Genomic DNA, 17,141 nt, shown 5'->3' with positions numbered 1-17,141 from the left:
AAGCCGGTGCCCGCGCGAGGCGTCCGCCGTCCTAGACGTCCGCCGAAGGCTCCTGCCGGTGGAGTCGATGCCGTTCCACACCCTCCGCCACGAGAGCCACCAGCACCGCCACATCGGGGATCGTCCTGACCTGACGGGAAATGGCCGGTCTGCCGAAGCCGGTCCAAATACGTAATCGCACTCGTGCACGTTCGAGGCCGGTGATCTCCGACCAGCGTACGAGCCGGTCGCCGTCACGCACGCCCTCGGCGGTGACAGTGATCGGACCGAAGGTGGAGCTGCCTGTTTCGGCGATTTCCATCGCTCTGCGCGGATAGCTGATCTCCGACATGTAGTGCTCGATGGCCGCCGTGAGCTCCTCGTCCCGGGCGTAGGGGGGTCTGGCCAGGTTCAGCTTCCCGCCGTTCTTCAGCATCAGGATGCACCGCTCGACGTCCTGGGAACCGCCGCGTTGGTAGACCCGGGTCGTCCACTTTCGTACGTAGGCCACGTCCTCCCAGGCGATCAGACGCTTCAGGACGGCGTCCCCCGTCGTGAGCAGCAGCCCGTTGGAGCACAGGTACAACCGCCTGCGGGCCTTCAGCCAGAGGGGCGGGACGCAGAGCAGGGCCAGCCCGAGGGCCACGGCACCCATCGCCCTGCCGACATCGTCACCGATCAGAATCCCCGGTGCTCCGAGGAGCGTGAGAACGACGACAATTCCCGCTTCCGCCAGGACCGACTGACGGAAACAGTCAACGATCTCACCCAGGCCGGTCTCATCGACGATCTCGATGATTTTCGGCGGGTAATCCGGCACCAGAATTCGCCTCCCGAAATCATGCCATCGACACTTCCCCTTCTATTTGGCCATGAATTCACCGGGTTCGCGTATTTGGGAGAAAGAAAACGACGCCGTCCCTGTGGCCTGGGCGCCCAGGTGCCGCTCGTGGCCCGCTCGGACGAGAACGAAAATCCAGGCGACCGAACAGGAGAAGTCCCAGGAATGACGAATCCGTGAACGCCGCGGGCCCGGAGCCCTTTACGGACGCCCAATCGCATTGACGAAGACCGGCGGAAACGGCCGGCCCTTTCCCGCGCCCTCCTGTCGATGGCCCGGGAGACGCTCAACGACGTGGAGAATTGGCGGCGGCTCCAGCGGAGATCTCCCGAAGGCCCGCCGGCCTTGCCGGGACTCACCAACGCGCCACTCCGACCGCCCCGGCCATCAGCCGGAACGACGGTTCCCAAACAGGTAGCGCCGTGGGCGGGAGGAACGGATCCCTCCGGCGTCGCCGTGGCACGGCCGGGCGGGGACGCCGGAGGGAGGGCGGGTCAGACCGTGTACCTGCAGATCAGCGCCTGGCTGCCGCCCTGGGCGTAACCGGCGGAGACGTAGGTGGGGTGGAAGTGGGCGCACGCGGCGGAGGCGCTCCCGCTCCCCGTGTAGGTCGTGCCGCCGGTGTTGTTCCAGCGGTGGCAGCCAAGACCGCCGTTGTAGAAGCCGATGGTGGAGTAGGGGTTGACCTGGGCCGCGCAGTACTCCCCGAGCGAGAGCGGGCTGTAGACGACTTCGAGGACCGCCGCCTGGGCGGGGGTGGCGGAGACGGCGAGCGCACCGAAGCAGGCGAGCGCGGCGGTGGCGAGCGCGACGAAACGGCGGGGCATGAGGACCTCCAGAGTCCGGGAAAGCCGGGCGGAACGGGGAGGAGCCGGCGAAGCATGGGGGAACACATCGCCGGACGAGGGAGGTTCCGCGCGACGGGGACACGCTGCGTTGATCACAGTATTGAATAGGAAACTTTCCTATGCAATGGGTGTCGATGCGCGATCCGGTCACGCCTTTCCCCTGCGAAAAGGCCGCCCGGAGAGGCCCTGGTCACGAAATGGCCCGGACGGGCCGCAAACGCGACGCCGGGCACCGCGATCGGTGCCCGGCGTCATGTCCGCACCGCCTCGCCGTTCGCCGTACCGGTCTCCGGACGGCCGAGGCGCTGGCGGACGGTCGTCGTGTTACTTCGGGAGTTTGGCCCGGTGCTCGGGGCACAGCAGGACGACGGCCGCGCCCGCGATGTAGCCGGACGTCTCGGCGCCGAACTCGTCGGTGACCGGGCTGCTCAGGGTGACCTGGATGAGGTTCTTGCCGGTGTCGAGCGCGCCGCAGACGTCCTTGCCGAGCTGCACCAGCCTGCTGGAGGCGACGCCGCTCAGCTCCTTGCGCTGCCGCACGGTCTTCAGGAACAGGTCCTCCTTCTCGTCCTGGGAGAAGGAGAAGGAGGAGGAGGCGGTCGGGGTCGGCTCGTCCTCGTCGGGGTCGTCGGAGGAGGACTCGTCCGTGGAGTCGGGGGACGGCTCGTCCGTGGACAGGGACGACTCGGTCGGCCGGGGGGTCTCGGGGGCGTTCGTGACCAGCGCGACCGAGGAGCCGCTGTTGCGGTTGAAGAGGTAGACCGCGCCACCGGCCGCGACGATCAGGACCGCCACCACGGCGACCACGGCGATCACGACCCCCTTGCCGCCGCCCCCCGAGGGCGGCGGGGGCGGGCCCGGCTGCCAGCCGGGAGGAGGCCCCATGGGAGGAGGTTGCTGCCAGCCCTGGGGCGGCCCCTGCTGGGGGTACGGCGTCGTCGGCTGCTGGCCGTACGGTGAGCCCTGCTGCGGCCCCTGCTGGTAGGGACCCTGCTGCGGCTGGTACGGCGGTTGGGGCGGCGCCGGCGGCCACTGCTGGGGCCCACCCTGCGGATACGGCTGGGGCCCGTCCTGTGGATACGGCTGCTGCGGAGGATGCACGTGCGCACCATACGGCGTACCTCTGACATTTCGCCGGAGAATGCCCCGGAATACCGGCGATAGATGCACAAAAGAGACAGCCGCCGGGGGCGGTCAGAAGGTGAAGCCCTCGCCGGTCCTTCCCGGTCCGTGCGCCCTGTCCAGCTCGGCGCCCAGGCCGGGCACGAGACGTTCGAGGACCTCGTGCCACTCACGGTGGCGGCCCGGGTGTTCCACCAGCGCGCCGCATGTCCTGCAGGCAGGAGGCTGGGATTGCGTCATGTCGAGATCCCTCCGGGTAGACGTCCGGCACCTCGGACCCGTCACCTGCCCCGGCAGAGCGATCCGGAACCGTGTCCCGCCGATCGCCCGCGCCGTGCCGTACGGCGTCGCGACCGTGAGCTCACAGGGCCGCAGAGGTCACCGGGACTTCGAGGGCTTCAGAGGTCGACGTCCCGGGAGGCGAGCGCGCCGAGCGGCACCTCACCGGCCGGGGTCACCACGACCTTCCTTCCCGGCTCCTCGTACCCGTGCTCGGTCAGCCACATCAGGATGCCGATCCCCAGGTCGTCGAAGGTGACCGGGGAGTCCGGCGAGAAGATGTCCTCCCCCTTCTCCCCGGCGTCCCCCTCGACGATCGACAGGGTGTATGTGGTCATGGCGTCCCCCGCTGCAGTCTCGTCCCTACCGGGGTCCATACCCAGGCGGGAGCCCGTGGGCTCCCGCCGTCACCCGGGTCAGTTCGCGGGGATGACCGCCCCCTTGTAGGTCTGCTCGATGAACTGCTTCACCTCGGGACCGGCCAGCAGCTTGGCGAGCTTGACCACCTGCGGGTCGTGCTCGTGTCCCTCGGCGACCACCAGGCCGTTGACGTAGGGGTTGTCCTGGGCCTTCTCCAGCACCAGCGCGTTCTGCGCGGGGTTGAGGCCCGCCTCAAGGGCGTAGTTGCCGTTGATGACGGCGGCGTCCACGTCCTCAAGGGAGCGGGGCAGCTGCGCGGCCTCAAGCGGCTGGAACTTCAGGCTCTTGGGGTTGCCGGTGACGTCGCGCTCCGTCGCGGCGGTGCCCGCCCCCTCCTTGAGGGTGATCACGCCGTTGTCGGCGAGCAGCTTCAGCGCCCGGCCGAGGTTGGTCGCGTCGTTGGGCACGGCCACGGTCCCGTTCTGCGGCAGGTCGCCGAGCTTGGTGATCTTCTTGGAGTAGAGGCCGAGCGGCTCCAGGTGGACCGGCTGCAGGAAGACCAGCTTGGTGCCCTTGGAGGCGTTGAAGTCGTCCAGGTAGGGCTTGTGCTGGAAGAAGTTGGCGCCGAGCCGCCCCTCGCTGAGCTGCACGTTCGGCTGGACGTAGTCGGTGAACTCGACGATCTCCAGGTTCAGGCCCTCCTTGGCGGCGAGCTTGTCCTTGACGAACTTCAGGATCTGCGCGTGCGGGACGGGGCTGGCGCCGACCTTGAGCACCTCGGCCGCGGGACTGGACGGATCCTTGGCCCCGGCGGCTCCGGCGTCCGCGGCGGGCCCGGAGGAGCCGCAGGCCGCCAGCGAGACGACCAGGGCCGTGACGGCGGAGGCGATTCCTAGGAATTTACGCATTGTGCGCTCCTTTTGGGTGTGGAAAACCAGGGCTCCCGCTTGTGACGGGGTCCCGGGGGGAGTGGGAGGGATCAGCCGCGTTGCAGGCGGCGGGCGACGGTGTCGCCCAGGGTCTGCACGAGCTGGACGATGACGACCAGCACCACGACGGTGATCACCATGAGGGTGGTCTCGAAACGCTGGTAGCCGTAGCGGATCGCCAGGTCGCCGAGCCCGCCGCCGCCGATCGCCCCGGCCATCGCCGAGTAGGAGATCAATGCGACCACGGTCACCGTGAGCCCCGCGACCAGGCCCGGCATCGCCTCGGGAAGCAGGACCTTGCCGATGATCGTCGTACGGCTGGCGCCCATCGCGTGGGCCGCCTGCACCTTGTCGGAGCCCACCTCACGCAGCGAGGTCTCCACCAGCCTGGCGAAGAACGGCGCCGCGCCCAGGGTGAGGGGGACGACGGTCGCGGCGGTGCCGATGGTCGTGCCCACGATCATCCGGGTCAGCGGGATCACCGCGATCATCAGGATGATGAACGGTAGTGAGCGCCCGACGTTGACGACCAGCGCGAGCACGCGGTTCAGCGGCCAGGAGGGCAACAGCCCGCCTCGGTCGGTGACGACGAGGGCGACACCGAGCGGCAGGCCGAGCAGCGCGGTGAACAGGGTCGACCACAGGACCATCTGGACGGTCTGCCAGGTGTTCTCCCACAGCAGGGGGGCCATCTCGTCCCAGGTCATGCCTTCTCCTCCAGCGTTACGGGCGCGTTCACCGGGCTCTCCTCGACCAGCAGGCCGCGACCGGTCAGGTAGGCCAGGGCCTCGGCGCGCTGGGCGCCGCCCAGGCGCAGGCGCAGGCGCCCCGTGGACAGCCCGGCGACCTGCTCCAGCGCTCCGCCGAGGATGTTGACGTCCACGTCGAACGTGCGCGCCACCTGGGAGACCACGGGCTCGTCGGCCTGCCCGGTGAAGGTGATCGTGACGTCGCCCGGCTCCGCGGGGGGCAGGGGGAACAGTTCGGCGGCGAGCCGGGACCCCGGCGTGGCCAGCAGTTCGGGGATGGTCCCCGACTCCTCGATCCTGCCGTGGCGCATGATGGCGGCCGAGTCGCAGATCGTCTTGACGACGTTCATCTCGTGGGTGATCAGCAGGATCGTCAGGCCGAGTTCCCGGTTGAGGCTCTTGAGCAGGGCCAGGATCGACTGGGTCGTGCCCGGGTCGAGCGCGGAGGTCGCCTCGTCGGACAGCAGCACGGCGGGGTTGCCCGCCAGTGCCCTGGCGATCCCGACGCGCTGTTTCTGGCCGCCGGAGAGCTGGGCGGGATGGGCCTTCGCCTTGTCCGCGAGCCCGACCAGTTCGAGCAGTTCGGTCACCCGCCTGGCTCGTTCGGCCCTGCCGGTGCCCATGACCTCAAGCGGGAAGGCCACGTTGCCCGCGACCGTGCGGGAGGACAGCAGGGCGAAGTGCTGGTGGACCATGCCGATCCGCTGCCTGGCCCGGCGCAGCCGGGCCTCCCCGAGCGCGGTCAGCTCCTGCCCCGCCACGGTCACGGTGCCCTCGGTCGGGCGTTCGAGGAGGTTGACGCAGCGCAGCAGGGTGCTCTTGCCCGCACCGCTCTGGCCGAGCACGCCGAAGATCTCGCCCTCGCGGACGTGGAGGTCGACGCGCTCCACGGCGGTCACCTCACGGCCCCGGTCGCGGTAGACCTTGCGCAGGCCTGACACATCAATCACAGCTGTTCCCCAACATGAACGGGTCCTCGAAAGGTTCTACGACGGGTTCCACGGCGGGGAGGGAGCTAGCGCGTGCCGGGGTCGAAGGGCAGGTGGCACAGGCGGCGCAGGACGAGATGGTCCGCGGGGCAGGTCATGGTCTCGGGCCTTCGTGAGGACGGGCGGGCGAAGCTAGTGCTTGAAGCGCATACAGCTCGGAACACACATGTGGGGCATCCCGCACATGTGCTCGCCGAGGGAGACGGCCCGGCCCTGCGGGGTCGCGTCTGCCTGGTTCGCCACGTTCACGTCTGCCTCAACACGGGGTCGGCCTACCCGGATTCCCGGTATTTCATGTGATCCCTATCACCCCCATAGGGGAATTCGCCGTCCGGACACGGCGAACGGCCCGCCCCTCCGGTGAGGAGGGACGGGCCGTGCGAGGGATCGCCCAGGTCAGGCCACGGCCTTCTCCGCGACCTTGGCCGGGGTGAGCGCGATCTCCAGCACCTCCCGCACGTCGCTGACCGTGTGGACGGTGAGCTCGTCGCGGACCGCCTGGGGGACGTCGTCCAGGTCGGGCTCGTTGCGGGCCGGGATCAGCACCGTGGTGATGCCCGCCCGGTGGGCGGCCAGCAGCTTCTGCTTGACCCCGCCGATCGGGAGCACCCTGCCGGTCAGGGAGATCTCACCGGTCATGGCCACGTCGTTCCTGACCGTACGGCCGGACAGCAGCGAGGCCAGCGCGGTGGTCAGGGTGACGCCGGCGGAGGGGCCGTCCTTGGGCACCGCCCCTGCGGGGAAGTGGATGTGCACCGAACGGTCCTTCAGCGCCGTCACCGGCAGTTCGAGCTCCGCGCCCCGCGAGCGCAGGTAGGACAGCGCGATCCTGGCCGACTCCTTCATGACGTCGCCGAGCTGGCCGGTCAGGGTCAGCCCGGTGTCACCGGTCTCCGGGTCGGCCAGTGACGCCTCGACGTACAGCACGTCCCCGCCCGCCCCGGTGACCGCCAGGCCGGTGGCCACGCCGGGCACCGCCGTACGCCGGCTGGACTCGGGAAGCGACGACTCCGGCACGTGGCGCGGGCGGCCGAGGTAGGGGACCAGGTCCTCCACCGTCACCGGCAGCTCGGCCTCGCCGAGGGCGACGTTCGCGGTCACCTTGCGCAGGACCCTGGCGATCGAGCGCTCCAGGGAGCGCACGCCCGCCTCGCGGGTGTACTCGCCCGCGAGGGCGCGCAGGGCGTCCTCGCCGAGGGTGACGTCCTCGGCGGTGAGGCCCGCCTTGTCGAGCTGGCGCGGCAGCAGGTGGTCACGGGCGATCGCGACCTTCTCGTCCTCGGTGTAGCCGTCGAGCGTCACGACCTCCATCCGGTCGAGCAGCGGCCCGGGGACGGCTTCGAGGACGTTGGCCGTGGCCAGGAAGAGCACGTCGCTCAGGTCGAGCTCGACCTCCAGGTAGTGGTCGCGGAAGGTGTGGTTCTGCGCCGGGTCGAGCACCTCGAGCAGGGCCGCGGTCGGGTCGCCCCGGTAGTCGGAGCCGACCTTGTCCACCTCGTCGAGCAGCACGACCGGGTTCATCGAGCCCGCCTCGCGGATCGCGCGCACGATCCGGCCCGACTGGGCGCCGACGTAGGTGCGCCGGTGGCCGCGGATCTCGGCCTCGTCGCGGACGCCGCCGAGGGCGACACGGACGAACTTGCGGCCCATCGCCCTGGCCACGGACTCGCCCAGGGAGGTCTTGCCGACTCCGGGAGGCCCGGCCAGCGCGAGCACCGCGCCGCTGCGGCGCCCGCCGACCACGCCCAGGCCCTTCTCGGCCCTGCGGCCGCGCACCGCGAGGTACTCGATGATGCGGTCCTTGACGTCGTCGAGGCCGGTGTGGTCGGCGTCGAGGACGGCGCGGGCCGCGGCGATGTCGTAGGAGTCCTCGGTCCGCTCGTTCCACGGGATGTCGAGGACGGTGTCCAGCCAGGTGCGGATCCAGCCGACCTCGGGAGACTGGTCGGAGGTCCGCTCCAGCTTGTCGACCTCCTTGAGCGCGGCCTCGCGCACCTTCTCCGGCAGGTCGGCCGCCTCGACGCGGGCCCGGTAGTCCTCCTCCTCGGTCTCCGGGGAGGAGCCGTTGAGCTCGGCCAGCTCCTTGCGGACCGCGGCCAGTTGCTGGCGGAGCAGGAACTCGCGCTGCTGCTTCTCCATGCCCTCCTGGACGTCCTTGCGGATCGTCTCGGCCACGTCGAGCTCGGCGAGGTGCTCACGGGCCCACTCGACCAGCCGTTCGAGCCGGTCGGCGGGGTCGGCGGTCTGCAGGATCTCGACCTTGCGCTGGGTGGTCAGCCAGGGGGCGTAGCCGGAGTTGTCGGCCAGCAGCGACGGATCGTCCATCTTGTTGACCGCGTCGACGACCTGCCAGGCGCCCCGCTTCTGCAGGATGGTCGTGGTCAGCGCCTTGTACTCCCTGGCCAGCTCCTCGGCGCGCTCCCCCGCCTCGGGGACGTCCATCACGCTCGCCTGCACCCACAGGGCCGCGCCAGGGCCCGTGGTGCCGGAGCCGACGCGGACCCGGCCGACACCGCGGACCACGGCGGCGGGCTCACCGCCGGGCAGTCTGCCGACCTGCTCGACGACGGCCCTGACGCCCACGGCACCGTACTTGCCGTCGATCCGGGGAACGAGCAGCACCTCGGGCTTGTTGTCAGCGAGTGCCCGAGCGGCGTCGATCGCCGCCCGGACCTCGCCCTCCGAAAGGTCAAGCGGGACGACCATGCCCGGCAGCACGACCTCGTCGTCGAGGGGCAGGACCGGGAGGATCAGGCTCTCACTCATCTGCGCTCCAAAGGTTGAGTTATACCGACTCAATTAATGGGAGCCCGTGATTGTTCCCGGAGTTGAGCGTGTTCGCTGTGAGCGATCGTAATCGTGTAATTCGCCGGGCCGTACCTCCTCCCCCCGCTGCTCCCCCTGCTGTGCCCCGCGCGCCCTGCCCGCCGGTCCCGCCGGCCCGGGGACGACGGCTCACCGGTACCGCCGTACCCCTGGGAGGTGACGGTGTGGATCACTCCCGAGGGTGACGCCGTGCGCGCCCCCGTTGTCTAGGCTGGCCGGGTGAATCTGCCCGCCGGTCTGGAACGGCTCCTGCGGCCGCCGGCCCTGGCGCTGGTCAGGGGACAGGCCGATCCGCCCTTTCCCCGCTCCCCCCGGCTGCGGTTCCGGCTGCCCGAGGCCCTGCGGCTGCTGCCGTTCCGCGCCGTCGACCTGGTGACGGTGGCCAACGTGGTGGCCTTCTGGATCGTCTACAGCGGCGTCCTGTCCCGGCTCGTCCACTCCAACGACATGACCATGGGCACGGTGGGCTCCCCGGAAGACCGGGCCCTCCTGCGCCCCCTCTACCCCGAGTGGTGGCTCTACCTGGCCGCCATCACCTCCTGCGTCCCGGTGCTGCTGCGCGAGCGCTGGCCGCTGGCCGCCTGGCGGATCGCCCTGGCGAGCGTGATCGTCATGCCCTCCTTCGAGGACGGCGGCCGACCCGTGCAGGCCCCCGAGGCGATGCTCCACCTGCTCGTCGTCTACTCCGTCGCGGTCCGCTGCGAGCGCAGGACCACCCTGGGCGTGTGGGCCGTCTCGGTGCTCGTCCTGGTCGTCCACGGCCCCGGCGTCAACGATGCGCTGCCCGCCGCGGTCCTGCTGGCCGTCACCGCGCTCCTCGGCTACAACGTCCGGACCAGACGGCTGGCCTCCAGGCGCCTGGCCGAGGAGGAGCAGCGCAGCGAGCGAGCCCTGGCCGCGCAGGCCGCGCTGGAGGAACGGGCCAGGATCGCCAGGGAGCTGCACGACGTCGTCGCCCACCACATGTCGGTGATCGCCATCCAGGCCGAGGCCGTACCCCTCCAGGCGGCCGGGGACGTCGGGCGCCTTGAGGAGGGGCTGCAGGAGATCCGTGTGCTCTCGCTGTCCGCCATGACCGAGATGCGCCGGGTGATCGGGGTGCTCAGGGACGCCGAGGGACGGGTGGACACCGCCCCTCAGCCAGGACTCGGCCGCCTCGACGAGCTGGTCGGCAACGCGCGCTCGGCCGGTCTCACCGTGGCGCTCTCCCTCAGCGGCGACCTGACCGGGCTGCCCGAGGCGGTGAGCCTGTCGGCCTACCGGATCACCCAGGAGGCGCTGAGCAACGCCATGCGGCACGCGCCCGGCTCGGACGTCTCGGTGCGGATCTCCCGTTCCGGCGGCGCGCTGAACATCAACGTGACCAACGACGCAGGACGCCCCTCCCCCGGTACGGCGCAGCGCGCGGAGGGTCCCGGGCACGGCCTGGTCGGGATGCGGGAGCGGGCCGCCATGCTCGGCGGGAGGCTGTGGGCCGGACCGGTCGGGACAGGATTCGCGATCACCGCCATACTGCCGGTCGTGGAGGAGACATGACGATCCGGGTGCTCATCGCCGACGACCAGGGCATGGTCAGGACCGGTTTCACCGTGTTCCTCGGCTCACAGCCGGACATCGAGGTCGTCGGCGAGGCTGCCGACGGCCGTGAGGCCGTGACGGAGGCCACGCGGCTGCGTCCCGACGTGGTGCTGATGGACGTACGGATGCCGGTCATGGACGGCCTGGCCGCGACCAGGGAGATCATGGCCGCGGCGGACCCGCCGAAGGTGCTGATCCTGACCACCTTCGACCTCGACGACTACGTCTACGAGGCGCTGCGCGCCGGGGCCAGCGGGTTCCTGCTCAAGGACGCCTCCGCGCGGCAGCTGGCCGAGGCGGTCAGGGTGGTCGCCTCCGGTGAGGCGCTGCTGGCCCCCTCGGTGACCAGACGGCTGATCGCGGAGTTCGCCCGGGTCGGCCCGCGCCGTCCCCGGATCAGGCCGGACGGCATCACCGAACGCGAGACCGAGGTGCTCGTCCTCGTCGCCCAGGGCCGTTCCAACCAGGAGATCGCCGCCGAGCTCGTGCTGTCCGAGCAGACGGTCAAGACGCACCTGGGACGCATCCTGGCCAAGCTGGACCTGCGCGACCGGGCCCAGGCGATCGTGTACGCCTACGAGACGGGTCTGGTCAGGCCGGGCGAGTGAACCCCGTGAGGGGACCTCTCCAGGGCGATGTAAGCGACAAACCATGATTTTTAGCCTCTTGCCGGTTCCCAACCGGTCAGGAGGCCCGCATGCCACACCGCACGTCCGTTCTCGCCGTCGCCGCAGCCCTCGGCCACCTGCTCGTCCCGGCCCCGCACGGCGACCGGTCCTCGGCCGCCGAACTGGGCGGCGTGCGGGTGTGGGCGGGCGGCGGCCCCGGCTCCGGGCGGTGGTCGTGACGGTCAACCTGGGCGCCATGGCGGTCTTCCTGTGGCACCAGGCCGTGCCGACCGTGGCGGTCCTGGCCACGCTGCGGCTCGGCCCTGGGGAGGTTCCCGGGCTGCTCGGTCCGGTGGGCGGGCCCTCCTGGGTGCTGTTCCGCCCGGCCTGGCTCCCGGTGTTCGCCGCCCTCTGCCTGGCACTGGCCGCCCGACCCAATAAGAGGTGATTTTTTATGACATGGTGTCATCATCGGGTTGACGGGGAACGGCGGGCTTTGTGACACTGTGTCATATAAGACCCCTTCATTGCGGAGTGATCATGAGTGAGCCGTCTTTCTCCGAAGCGCTCAGGAACGCCACCTGGAGCGACCACGAGTCCGCGGAGGGCGAGGGCTACCTCAAGGCCCTCATGGCGGGACGGCTCAGCGCGGAGGCCTACGGCGAGATGGTCGCCCAGCACTACTTCGCCTACGTCGCCCTCGACGGCGTCTCCCGCTCACTCGCCGGCGACCCGGTCGCGGGTCCCTTCGTCTTTCCCGAGCTCTACCGGGAGGAGGCGCTGGTCCGTGACCTGGAGACGATCTACGGCTCCGGCTGGAGGTCCAGGATCGAGCCCTCGGAGCCGACCGAGGAGCTGGTGGCCAGGATCGAGCGGACCGCCTCCTGGCCGGGCGGCTACGTCGCCCACCACTACACCCGCTACATGGGCGACCTGTCCGGCGGCCAGTTCATCCGGATGGAGCTGCAGAAGATCTACGGCTACCAGACGGACGGCGGCGTCGACTTCTACCGCTTCGACGGGATCGGCAGCCTGCCCCGGTTCAAGAACGACTACCGCGCCCGGCTCGACGCGCTTCCGGCCGACGAGGCGGAGAAGGCGCTGATCATCGAGGAGACCAGGCTCGCCTACCGGCTCAACACCGAGGTGCTGGCCGACCTCGGCAGGCTGGTCCCGGCCGGGCAACCCGCCTGAGAACCGCCCCGGCCTGTGCGACGATGGGGGCATGCCTCGCATTTCGGCCGCGACGATCGGCGAGCACCGCGCCCAGACGCGGGACCGGATTCTGCAGGCGGTCTCCCGTCTGTCCAGGAACCAGGGCATCGACGCCATCTCGATGACGGAAGTGGCGGGTGAGGCGGGAATCACCCGCACCGTCCTGTACAACTACTTCCCCGACAAGGCGACCCTGCTGCTGGCCTTCACCGAGCGGGTGACGGGCTACTTCATCGACGGCTACGAGCGGGAGCTGCCGCCGGACGCCTCCCCCGCGGAACGCCTGCGGGTGTTCGTCCGCCTGCAGCTGGCCGGGCTGCTCGCCCACCCCCACCCCGGCCCCGCCGACCTGTCGGCCGCGCTCGGCCCCGACGCCTACCAGCGCCTGGCCGACCACGTCGAGCCGATGCAGCGCATCCTGACCGGCATCATCGAGGGCGGGGTCGCCTCGGGGGCCTTCCGCACCTCGGACGTGGCCTCCGCCGCCCGCTTCATCCTCGCCGTCATCGGCTCGGAGCGGGTGCCGCTGCTCAGCGGGGAGACCACGGCCGAGGACGCCGAGGCCGTCGTCTGCGACTTCGTCCTGCGCGCGCTGGACGCCCTCACGCCCTGACGCGGCGACCGAGCCCGGCCGTCAGGACCACGACCGGCGACGGCCCCCGCGCCGGGAGACGGGGCCTCCGATCGGACTAGGGACGGGCGCCCAGGGAGTCCACCCAGCCGGAGGAGAGGACCGCGACCTCGCGTCCGCTCACCTCGGCCGAGCGCACCGAGGCGCCCACACGCCTCTCCGCCCTGTCCGGCCCGGTGTAGGCGAAGGACAGCAGCCTGGCCCCGGTCCGGTCGATGACGAGCCGGGTGTCGCCGCCCGTCAGCCCGATCTCCACGCCGGTCCGCCCGGCCGGGTCGGTGACGCCCTCCTTCATGGCCAGGCCCGGCTGGGCCGCGAGAACCCGCAGGACCGCGGCGCGGGTCGCGGGGGTCGCCGGGGAGTCGAGCAGGTAGCGGGCCGCGCCGAGCACGAAGGCGGGATAGGACCGCGCCCGCTCCTCCTTCGCCGCCTCGGCGGGCAGGCCCTTGCCCGCGCCGCGGTAGGCCTCGCGCAGCCACGCGTCGAGCGCCTTCTCCTCGCCGGGCAGATCGGCCACGTCCTCGTCGGAGACGAGCGTGCCGCCGATCGCGGTCTTGAGGACCATGGGCCCGTGGTCGACGGACTTCTCCTCGGGGAGCGGCGCGCCGGGGCGGGCCGGGACGTAGGCGGCGTCCTTGCCGGTCACGAGACGGCCGCCGGTCGGGGCGCTCCAGGCCTCGGCGGTGACCGCGAGGACGCCTCCCCCCTTGACCGGGTCGAAGGTGCGGGTGCTGGAGAACCAGTAGCGGGCCTTGCGCTCCGGGGTTCGGGCCACGGTCTCGGCGCCGGCGAGCAGGAACGAGCGCGCGTCCACCGTCTCGACGGGGGCGGCGACCGTGCCGTGCCCGGTCGGGACGACGTTCCTCGCCGCCGTCGGGGGCGCCGCGGCGGGGGCGCTGCCGATCACGTACGGCACGCCGACCGCGGCCGCCGCCGCGAGCCCGAGCGCGATCTTGAGCAGCCGCGCGGGCGGCAACGAGCGTGGCCGCCCGGAGGAGGCGAAGGCGGCCGACAGGTCGCGCTCGCGCCTGAGCCGGTGGCTCTCCTCGGTCACGGCGTCGGGCCGCAGGCCGAGCATGAAGTCGTCGGGGGTCATCGTCGTTCCTCCAGGGTGAGTGCGTCATGGTCGAGCGCCTCCGCCAGGCGGCGGCGAGCGCGGTGCAGGCGGACGTTGAAGGTCCTGGCGGTGCAGCCCGCGACGCGGGCGGCCTCGGCGGGGGTCAGCCCGTACCAACTCGCCAGAACCAGGGCCTCGACGTCGTTTTCGCCGAGTTCGGCGAGGGCCGCGAGGGCGGCCTCCCGCCGGGCGACACGTTCGGCGACGTCGTCCTCGGGCGCGGGGGCGAGATCCGCCAGCCGCGCGGCGAGGGCCCGCCCGCGCAGCCCGGAGTCCTGCTGCTTGCGCAGGAGGTTGCGGGCCACGCCGAGCAGCCACGGCAGCGCCGGGTCGGGGACCTCGCGCAGCCGTCGCCACGTGATCAGAAAGGTCTCGCTCACCACGTCCTCCGCTGCCTGCCTGTCGGCGCGCAGCAGCGCGTAGCCGAGGACGTTCCGGTAGTGCCGGTCGTAGAGCTCGGTGAAGCGTTGTTGGGGATGGTCCACGGTCAGTAGTCCCAGGAGGAGGGCGTGGATTACACGCTAGAGGGACGAATCACGATCCGCCTTGGCGGCCGGTTCTGCGTGCCCTCACCGGCTGCGGCGATGATCCCGCCCGGGATTGTCGGTGGCGGCCGCTAACTTTCGATCATCCCGATCCGAGGAGTTGTGAGATGTACCGCCAGGGAGACATCCTGATCGTGCCCGTCGAGGAGGAGGCCGTTCCCGCCTCCGTCGTCACCTCGCCGTCCGTGCCGCGTGACGCGCGGGGCCGCCTGGTGCTGGCCCTCGGCGAGGCCACCGGGCACGCCCACGCCGTGGTCGGCCAGGGCACCCTGGTCCGCGGGGCGCGTCCGGCCGACCCCTCCTTCCTCAACCTCCCCTCCGGCGGGCGGGTGGTTCACGAGGAGCATGCCGCGATCTCCCTGCCCAAGGGGTGGTACCGCGTGCTGCGCCAGCGCGAGTACGTCCCCGGCGCCTTCCGCGTCGTCGCCGACTGAACGATTCCCCGCACGTCCCAGGAGCACCCGAACATGACCGTGACCAGTGAACTCTCCGACACGTTGAGCGTGGCCGCGCTCCGCTGGGAGGAGGTGGCCCTCAGGACGGGCCCCGCCGACCGCGCCCGCGCCGAGGAGGGGGTACGGCTCGCCTACCGGCTCGGCGGCCTGGCCGAGCCCGAGCGGATCATCTGGGCGGCCTCGCCCGCCGAGGGCGCCGTGATCGCCGCGAAGCTCGCCGCCAACAGGGGCGGCGGCGAGCAGGACGGCCCCGGCGGCGATCCCGGAGAGAGGGCCGCGGAGTTCGACGCGGGCCGGTGCGTCCGCGACCAGGTCCGTACCCGGCCGTGGGAGCGGGCCAGGGCCGACGCCCTGGCCCGGCTCGGCGCCGAGGGCTGGCCGCTGGCCTGGTCGCTGACCGGGGGCGCGTTGTGGGACGAGGTGAACCGCCTGGTCACCCGCATCCGCGGCGGCATCGCCGCGTCCGCGGGCTCGGAGGAGGCCGGGGCGCTGCTGCGCGCCTCGACGCTGGACGCCGTGCTCGGCCAGCACGACGCGCCCTGGCTGTCGCTGTTCGACGCGCTGGGCGCGCCGGAGGTCGAGGGCCTGGTCCGGGTCGCCGAGTCCGCGGGCTGGTGGTGGCCCTTCGAGCGGGTGGCGCTGCTCTGTGAGCGCCCCGCCGAGCTGCACCGCGACGACGCGGGCCGTCCGCACCGCGCGGAGGGGCCCGCGCTCTCCTTCCCCGACGGCTTCGCCCTGCACGCCTGGCACGGCATGCCGGTGCCCGCCGACTTCGGCGCCTCCATGACGGGCCTGACCCCCGCGCGCATCCGCGCCGAGGAGAACGCCGAGTTGCGCCGGGTGATGCTGGAGCACTTCGGCTACGACCGCTACCTCGCCGAGTCGGGGGCGACGCCGACGCACCGCGACGAGACCGGCGTCCTGTGGCGCATCGACCTGCCCGACGACGAGGCGGTGGCGATGGTCGAGGTGGTCAACTCGACCGCCGAGCCCGACGGCACGTTCCGCACCTACTGGCTGCGGGTCCCGCCGTGGACCCGCACCGCCCGCGAGGGGGTCGCGTGGACGTTCGGCCAGACGGAGGGGGACTACCGGCCGCTCAAGGAGACATGAGGGATGCGTTCGAGGACTCCCCCGGCGAACACGTCGTAGAGTCCCGTCGGCTCCAGGTGGACGTAGCCGATGTGGCAGTCGCACATCGCCAGCGGGCAGCCCCGGGGGCGCAGGGCCGCGCGGAAGGAGCCGTCGTAGAGGTTGCCCAGGACCTCGGGCACGAAGTGGCAGCGCCGTACGGTGCCGTCGCCCGCCACGGAGATCACGCTCTCCCCGGTACGGCACGGCAGCCCGGCGCTGCGGTGCGGGGTCCTGCTGTGGTGGAACAGCGGGTCGAGCGCCGCCCACCCGGCCGCCTCCTCGTCGGTGTAGAGGTGTCCCTCGGCGGCGTTCACCCACAGATACGCCTCGGGGGGCAGGTCGGCGCGCAGGCGCCGGGCCGCCTCCAGGTGCTCGGGCAGGCCGACGACGCCGACGCTGAAACGGACACCGAGTCCGTGCAGTTCGCGGCACCTGCCGAGGAAGCGCTCGTGGGTGACCTGGTCGGGGTGGTAGGTCGCCCACAGGGCGAGCGTGTCCAGGTCGGCCTCGGCGAGCCAGCCGGTGCGGGAGCTGAGGTTGGTCTGGATGGCGACCCTGCGGACGTGCGGGAGCCGGCTCAGCTCGACCATCGCCCGGCGGTACCACGAGCGGACCAGCCCCTCCCCCCAGGGGGTGAACAGCACCGAGACGGGGTGGCCGCACTCCGCCGTCCAGGCCGTGAACCGTTCGAGCGCCGCCCGGTCCTGCCGTAGCCGTTCCGGGCTGTCGCGGCGCTTGGCGAAGGGGCAGTAGGGGCAGTCGTAGTCGCAGCTGGACAGCGGCCCCCGGTACAGGATCGTCAGGTGGCCCGGCTCGTGCTCACCGCCCGGGGGGTTCACGCTCGTGTCCACGGGGTCGTCTCCCTTCCCGCCGGGAAGGACGCGTCCGGCGCCTCCTGTGCCCACGGGCTCGTCTCTTTCCCGTCCAGGGTCCTGT

The 17,141-nt window shown here is 71.5% G+C and carries 20 protein-coding genes; 8 read left to right on the top strand and 12 right to left on the bottom strand.

The window, feature by feature from the left end; all coding sequences use genetic code 11:
• Positions 1-31 precede the first annotated feature (31 nt).
• From ABT340_RS04585 to lon, 9 genes are all read right to left on the bottom strand, one after another.
• Positions 32-799 (bottom strand): DUF6585 family protein, encoded by a 768-nt coding sequence (locus ABT340_RS04585; RefSeq protein ID WP_352009250.1) that lies wholly within the window; start codon positions 797-799, stop codon positions 32-34.
• 515 nt (positions 800-1,314) lie between these two features.
• Positions 1,315-1,647: a hypothetical protein gene (locus ABT340_RS04580; protein WP_352009249.1), complete on the bottom strand. Its 333-nt coding sequence runs from the start codon at positions 1,645-1,647 to the stop codon at positions 1,315-1,317.
• Between the two features lie 345 nt (positions 1,648-1,992).
• Positions 1,993-2,769 carry a DUF732 domain-containing protein gene (locus ABT340_RS04575; RefSeq protein WP_352009248.1) on the bottom strand — a complete coding sequence of 259 codons (777 nt, stop codon included), beginning with the start codon at positions 2,767-2,769 and terminating at the stop codon, positions 1,993-1,995.
• A gap of 93 nt (positions 2,770-2,862) precedes the next feature.
• Positions 2,863-3,030, bottom strand: coding sequence for a hypothetical protein (locus ABT340_RS04570; protein WP_352009247.1), 168 nt, complete (start codon positions 3,028-3,030; stop codon positions 2,863-2,865).
• A 158-nt stretch (positions 3,031-3,188) separates the two neighbouring features.
• On the bottom strand, positions 3,189-3,407 hold the full coding sequence (locus ABT340_RS04565) for a hypothetical protein (RefSeq protein ID WP_352009246.1): 219 nt from the start codon (positions 3,405-3,407) through the stop codon (positions 3,189-3,191).
• 78 nt (positions 3,408-3,485) lie between these two features.
• Positions 3,486-4,337 (bottom strand): MetQ/NlpA family ABC transporter substrate-binding protein, encoded by an 852-nt coding sequence (locus tag ABT340_RS04560; RefSeq protein WP_352009245.1) that lies wholly within the window; start codon positions 4,335-4,337, stop codon positions 3,486-3,488.
• A gap of 71 nt (positions 4,338-4,408) precedes the next feature.
• A complete protein-coding gene (locus ABT340_RS04555) occupies positions 4,409-5,065 on the bottom strand; it encodes a methionine ABC transporter permease (RefSeq protein WP_352009244.1) in 657 nt (218 codons plus the stop codon).
• Positions 5,062-6,057: a methionine ABC transporter ATP-binding protein gene (locus tag ABT340_RS04550; protein ID WP_352009243.1), complete on the bottom strand. Its 996-nt coding sequence runs from the start codon at positions 6,055-6,057 to the stop codon at positions 5,062-5,064. The genes ABT340_RS04555 and ABT340_RS04550 overlap by 4 nt, the downstream gene beginning before the upstream one ends.
• Before the next feature lie 435 nt (positions 6,058-6,492).
• On the bottom strand, positions 6,493-8,862 hold the full coding sequence (lon, locus tag ABT340_RS04545) for an endopeptidase La (protein WP_352009242.1): 2,370 nt from the start codon (positions 8,860-8,862) through the stop codon (positions 6,493-6,495).
• A gap of 279 nt (positions 8,863-9,141) precedes the next feature.
• On the opposite strand from lon, the gene ABT340_RS04540 reads away from it, so the two are divergent.
• The 6 genes from ABT340_RS04540 (at position 9,142) to ABT340_RS04515 (ending at position 12,936) form a co-directional block, all read left to right on the top strand.
• Positions 9,142-10,458 (top strand): sensor histidine kinase, encoded by a 1,317-nt coding sequence (locus tag ABT340_RS04540; protein WP_352009241.1) that lies wholly within the window; start codon positions 9,142-9,144, stop codon positions 10,456-10,458.
• Entirely contained in the window at positions 10,455-11,108 is a 654-nt protein-coding gene (locus ABT340_RS04535; protein WP_352009240.1) for a response regulator, read from the top strand. The genes ABT340_RS04540 and ABT340_RS04535 overlap by 4 nt, the downstream gene beginning before the upstream one ends.
• 89 nt (positions 11,109-11,197) lie before the next feature.
• Positions 11,198-11,347 (top strand): hypothetical protein, encoded by a 150-nt coding sequence (locus ABT340_RS04530; RefSeq protein WP_352009239.1) that lies wholly within the window; start codon positions 11,198-11,200, stop codon positions 11,345-11,347.
• Positions 11,344-11,556, top strand: a complete 213-nt coding sequence (locus tag ABT340_RS04525; RefSeq protein ID WP_352009238.1) for a hypothetical protein — start codon at positions 11,344-11,346, stop codon at positions 11,554-11,556. Before ABT340_RS04530 ends, ABT340_RS04525 begins: the two co-directional genes overlap by 4 nt.
• A 92-nt stretch (positions 11,557-11,648) precedes the next feature.
• On the top strand, positions 11,649-12,302 hold the full coding sequence (locus ABT340_RS04520) for a biliverdin-producing heme oxygenase (RefSeq protein WP_352009237.1): 654 nt from the start codon (positions 11,649-11,651) through the stop codon (positions 12,300-12,302).
• Between the two features lie 31 nt (positions 12,303-12,333).
• The gene (locus tag ABT340_RS04515) at positions 12,334-12,936 is read left to right on the top strand and encodes a TetR/AcrR family transcriptional regulator (protein WP_352009236.1); all 603 of its coding nucleotides are present in this window, start codon (positions 12,334-12,336) and stop codon (positions 12,934-12,936) included.
• A gap of 76 nt (positions 12,937-13,012) precedes the next feature.
• Here ABT340_RS04515 and ABT340_RS04510 read toward each other — a convergent pair whose 3' ends face one another.
• The gene (locus ABT340_RS04510; RefSeq protein ID WP_352009235.1) at positions 13,013-14,050 is read right to left on the bottom strand and encodes a hypothetical protein; all 1,038 of its coding nucleotides are present in this window, start codon (positions 14,048-14,050) and stop codon (positions 13,013-13,015) included.
• Positions 14,047-14,556 (bottom strand): RNA polymerase sigma factor, encoded by a 510-nt coding sequence (locus tag ABT340_RS04505; RefSeq protein ID WP_352009234.1) that lies wholly within the window; start codon positions 14,554-14,556, stop codon positions 14,047-14,049. The genes ABT340_RS04510 and ABT340_RS04505 overlap by 4 nt, the downstream gene beginning before the upstream one ends.
• Positions 14,557-14,723: 167 nt before the next feature.
• Here ABT340_RS04505 and ABT340_RS04500 point away from each other — a divergent pair, with 167 nt between their 5' ends.
• Together ABT340_RS04500 and ABT340_RS04495 are read left to right on the top strand one after the other, a co-directional pair.
• Positions 14,724-15,050 carry a DUF8820 family protein gene (locus ABT340_RS04500; protein WP_352009233.1) on the top strand — a complete coding sequence of 109 codons (327 nt, stop codon included), beginning with the start codon at positions 14,724-14,726 and terminating at the stop codon, positions 15,048-15,050.
• A 33-nt stretch (positions 15,051-15,083) separates the two neighbouring features.
• A complete protein-coding gene (locus tag ABT340_RS04495; RefSeq protein WP_352009232.1) occupies positions 15,084-16,184 on the top strand; it encodes a DUF6745 domain-containing protein in 1,101 nt (366 codons plus the stop codon).
• Here ABT340_RS04495 and ABT340_RS04490 read toward each other — a convergent pair.
• Positions 16,160-17,056 carry an STM4011 family radical SAM protein gene (locus ABT340_RS04490; protein WP_352009231.1) on the bottom strand — a complete coding sequence of 299 codons (897 nt, stop codon included), beginning with the start codon at positions 17,054-17,056 and terminating at the stop codon, positions 16,160-16,162. The genes ABT340_RS04495 and ABT340_RS04490 overlap by 25 nt on opposite strands.
• Positions 17,057-17,141 lie beyond the last annotated feature (85 nt).

The sequence above is a fragment of the Streptosporangium sp. NPDC000239 genome, from assembly GCF_040300765.1.
In the GTDB taxonomy this organism is placed as follows: domain Bacteria; phylum Actinomycetota; class Actinomycetes; order Streptosporangiales; family Streptosporangiaceae; genus Streptosporangium.
Note: the sequence above shows the minus strand (reverse complement) of the source record. Positions and strands in the feature narration are given on the sequence as shown.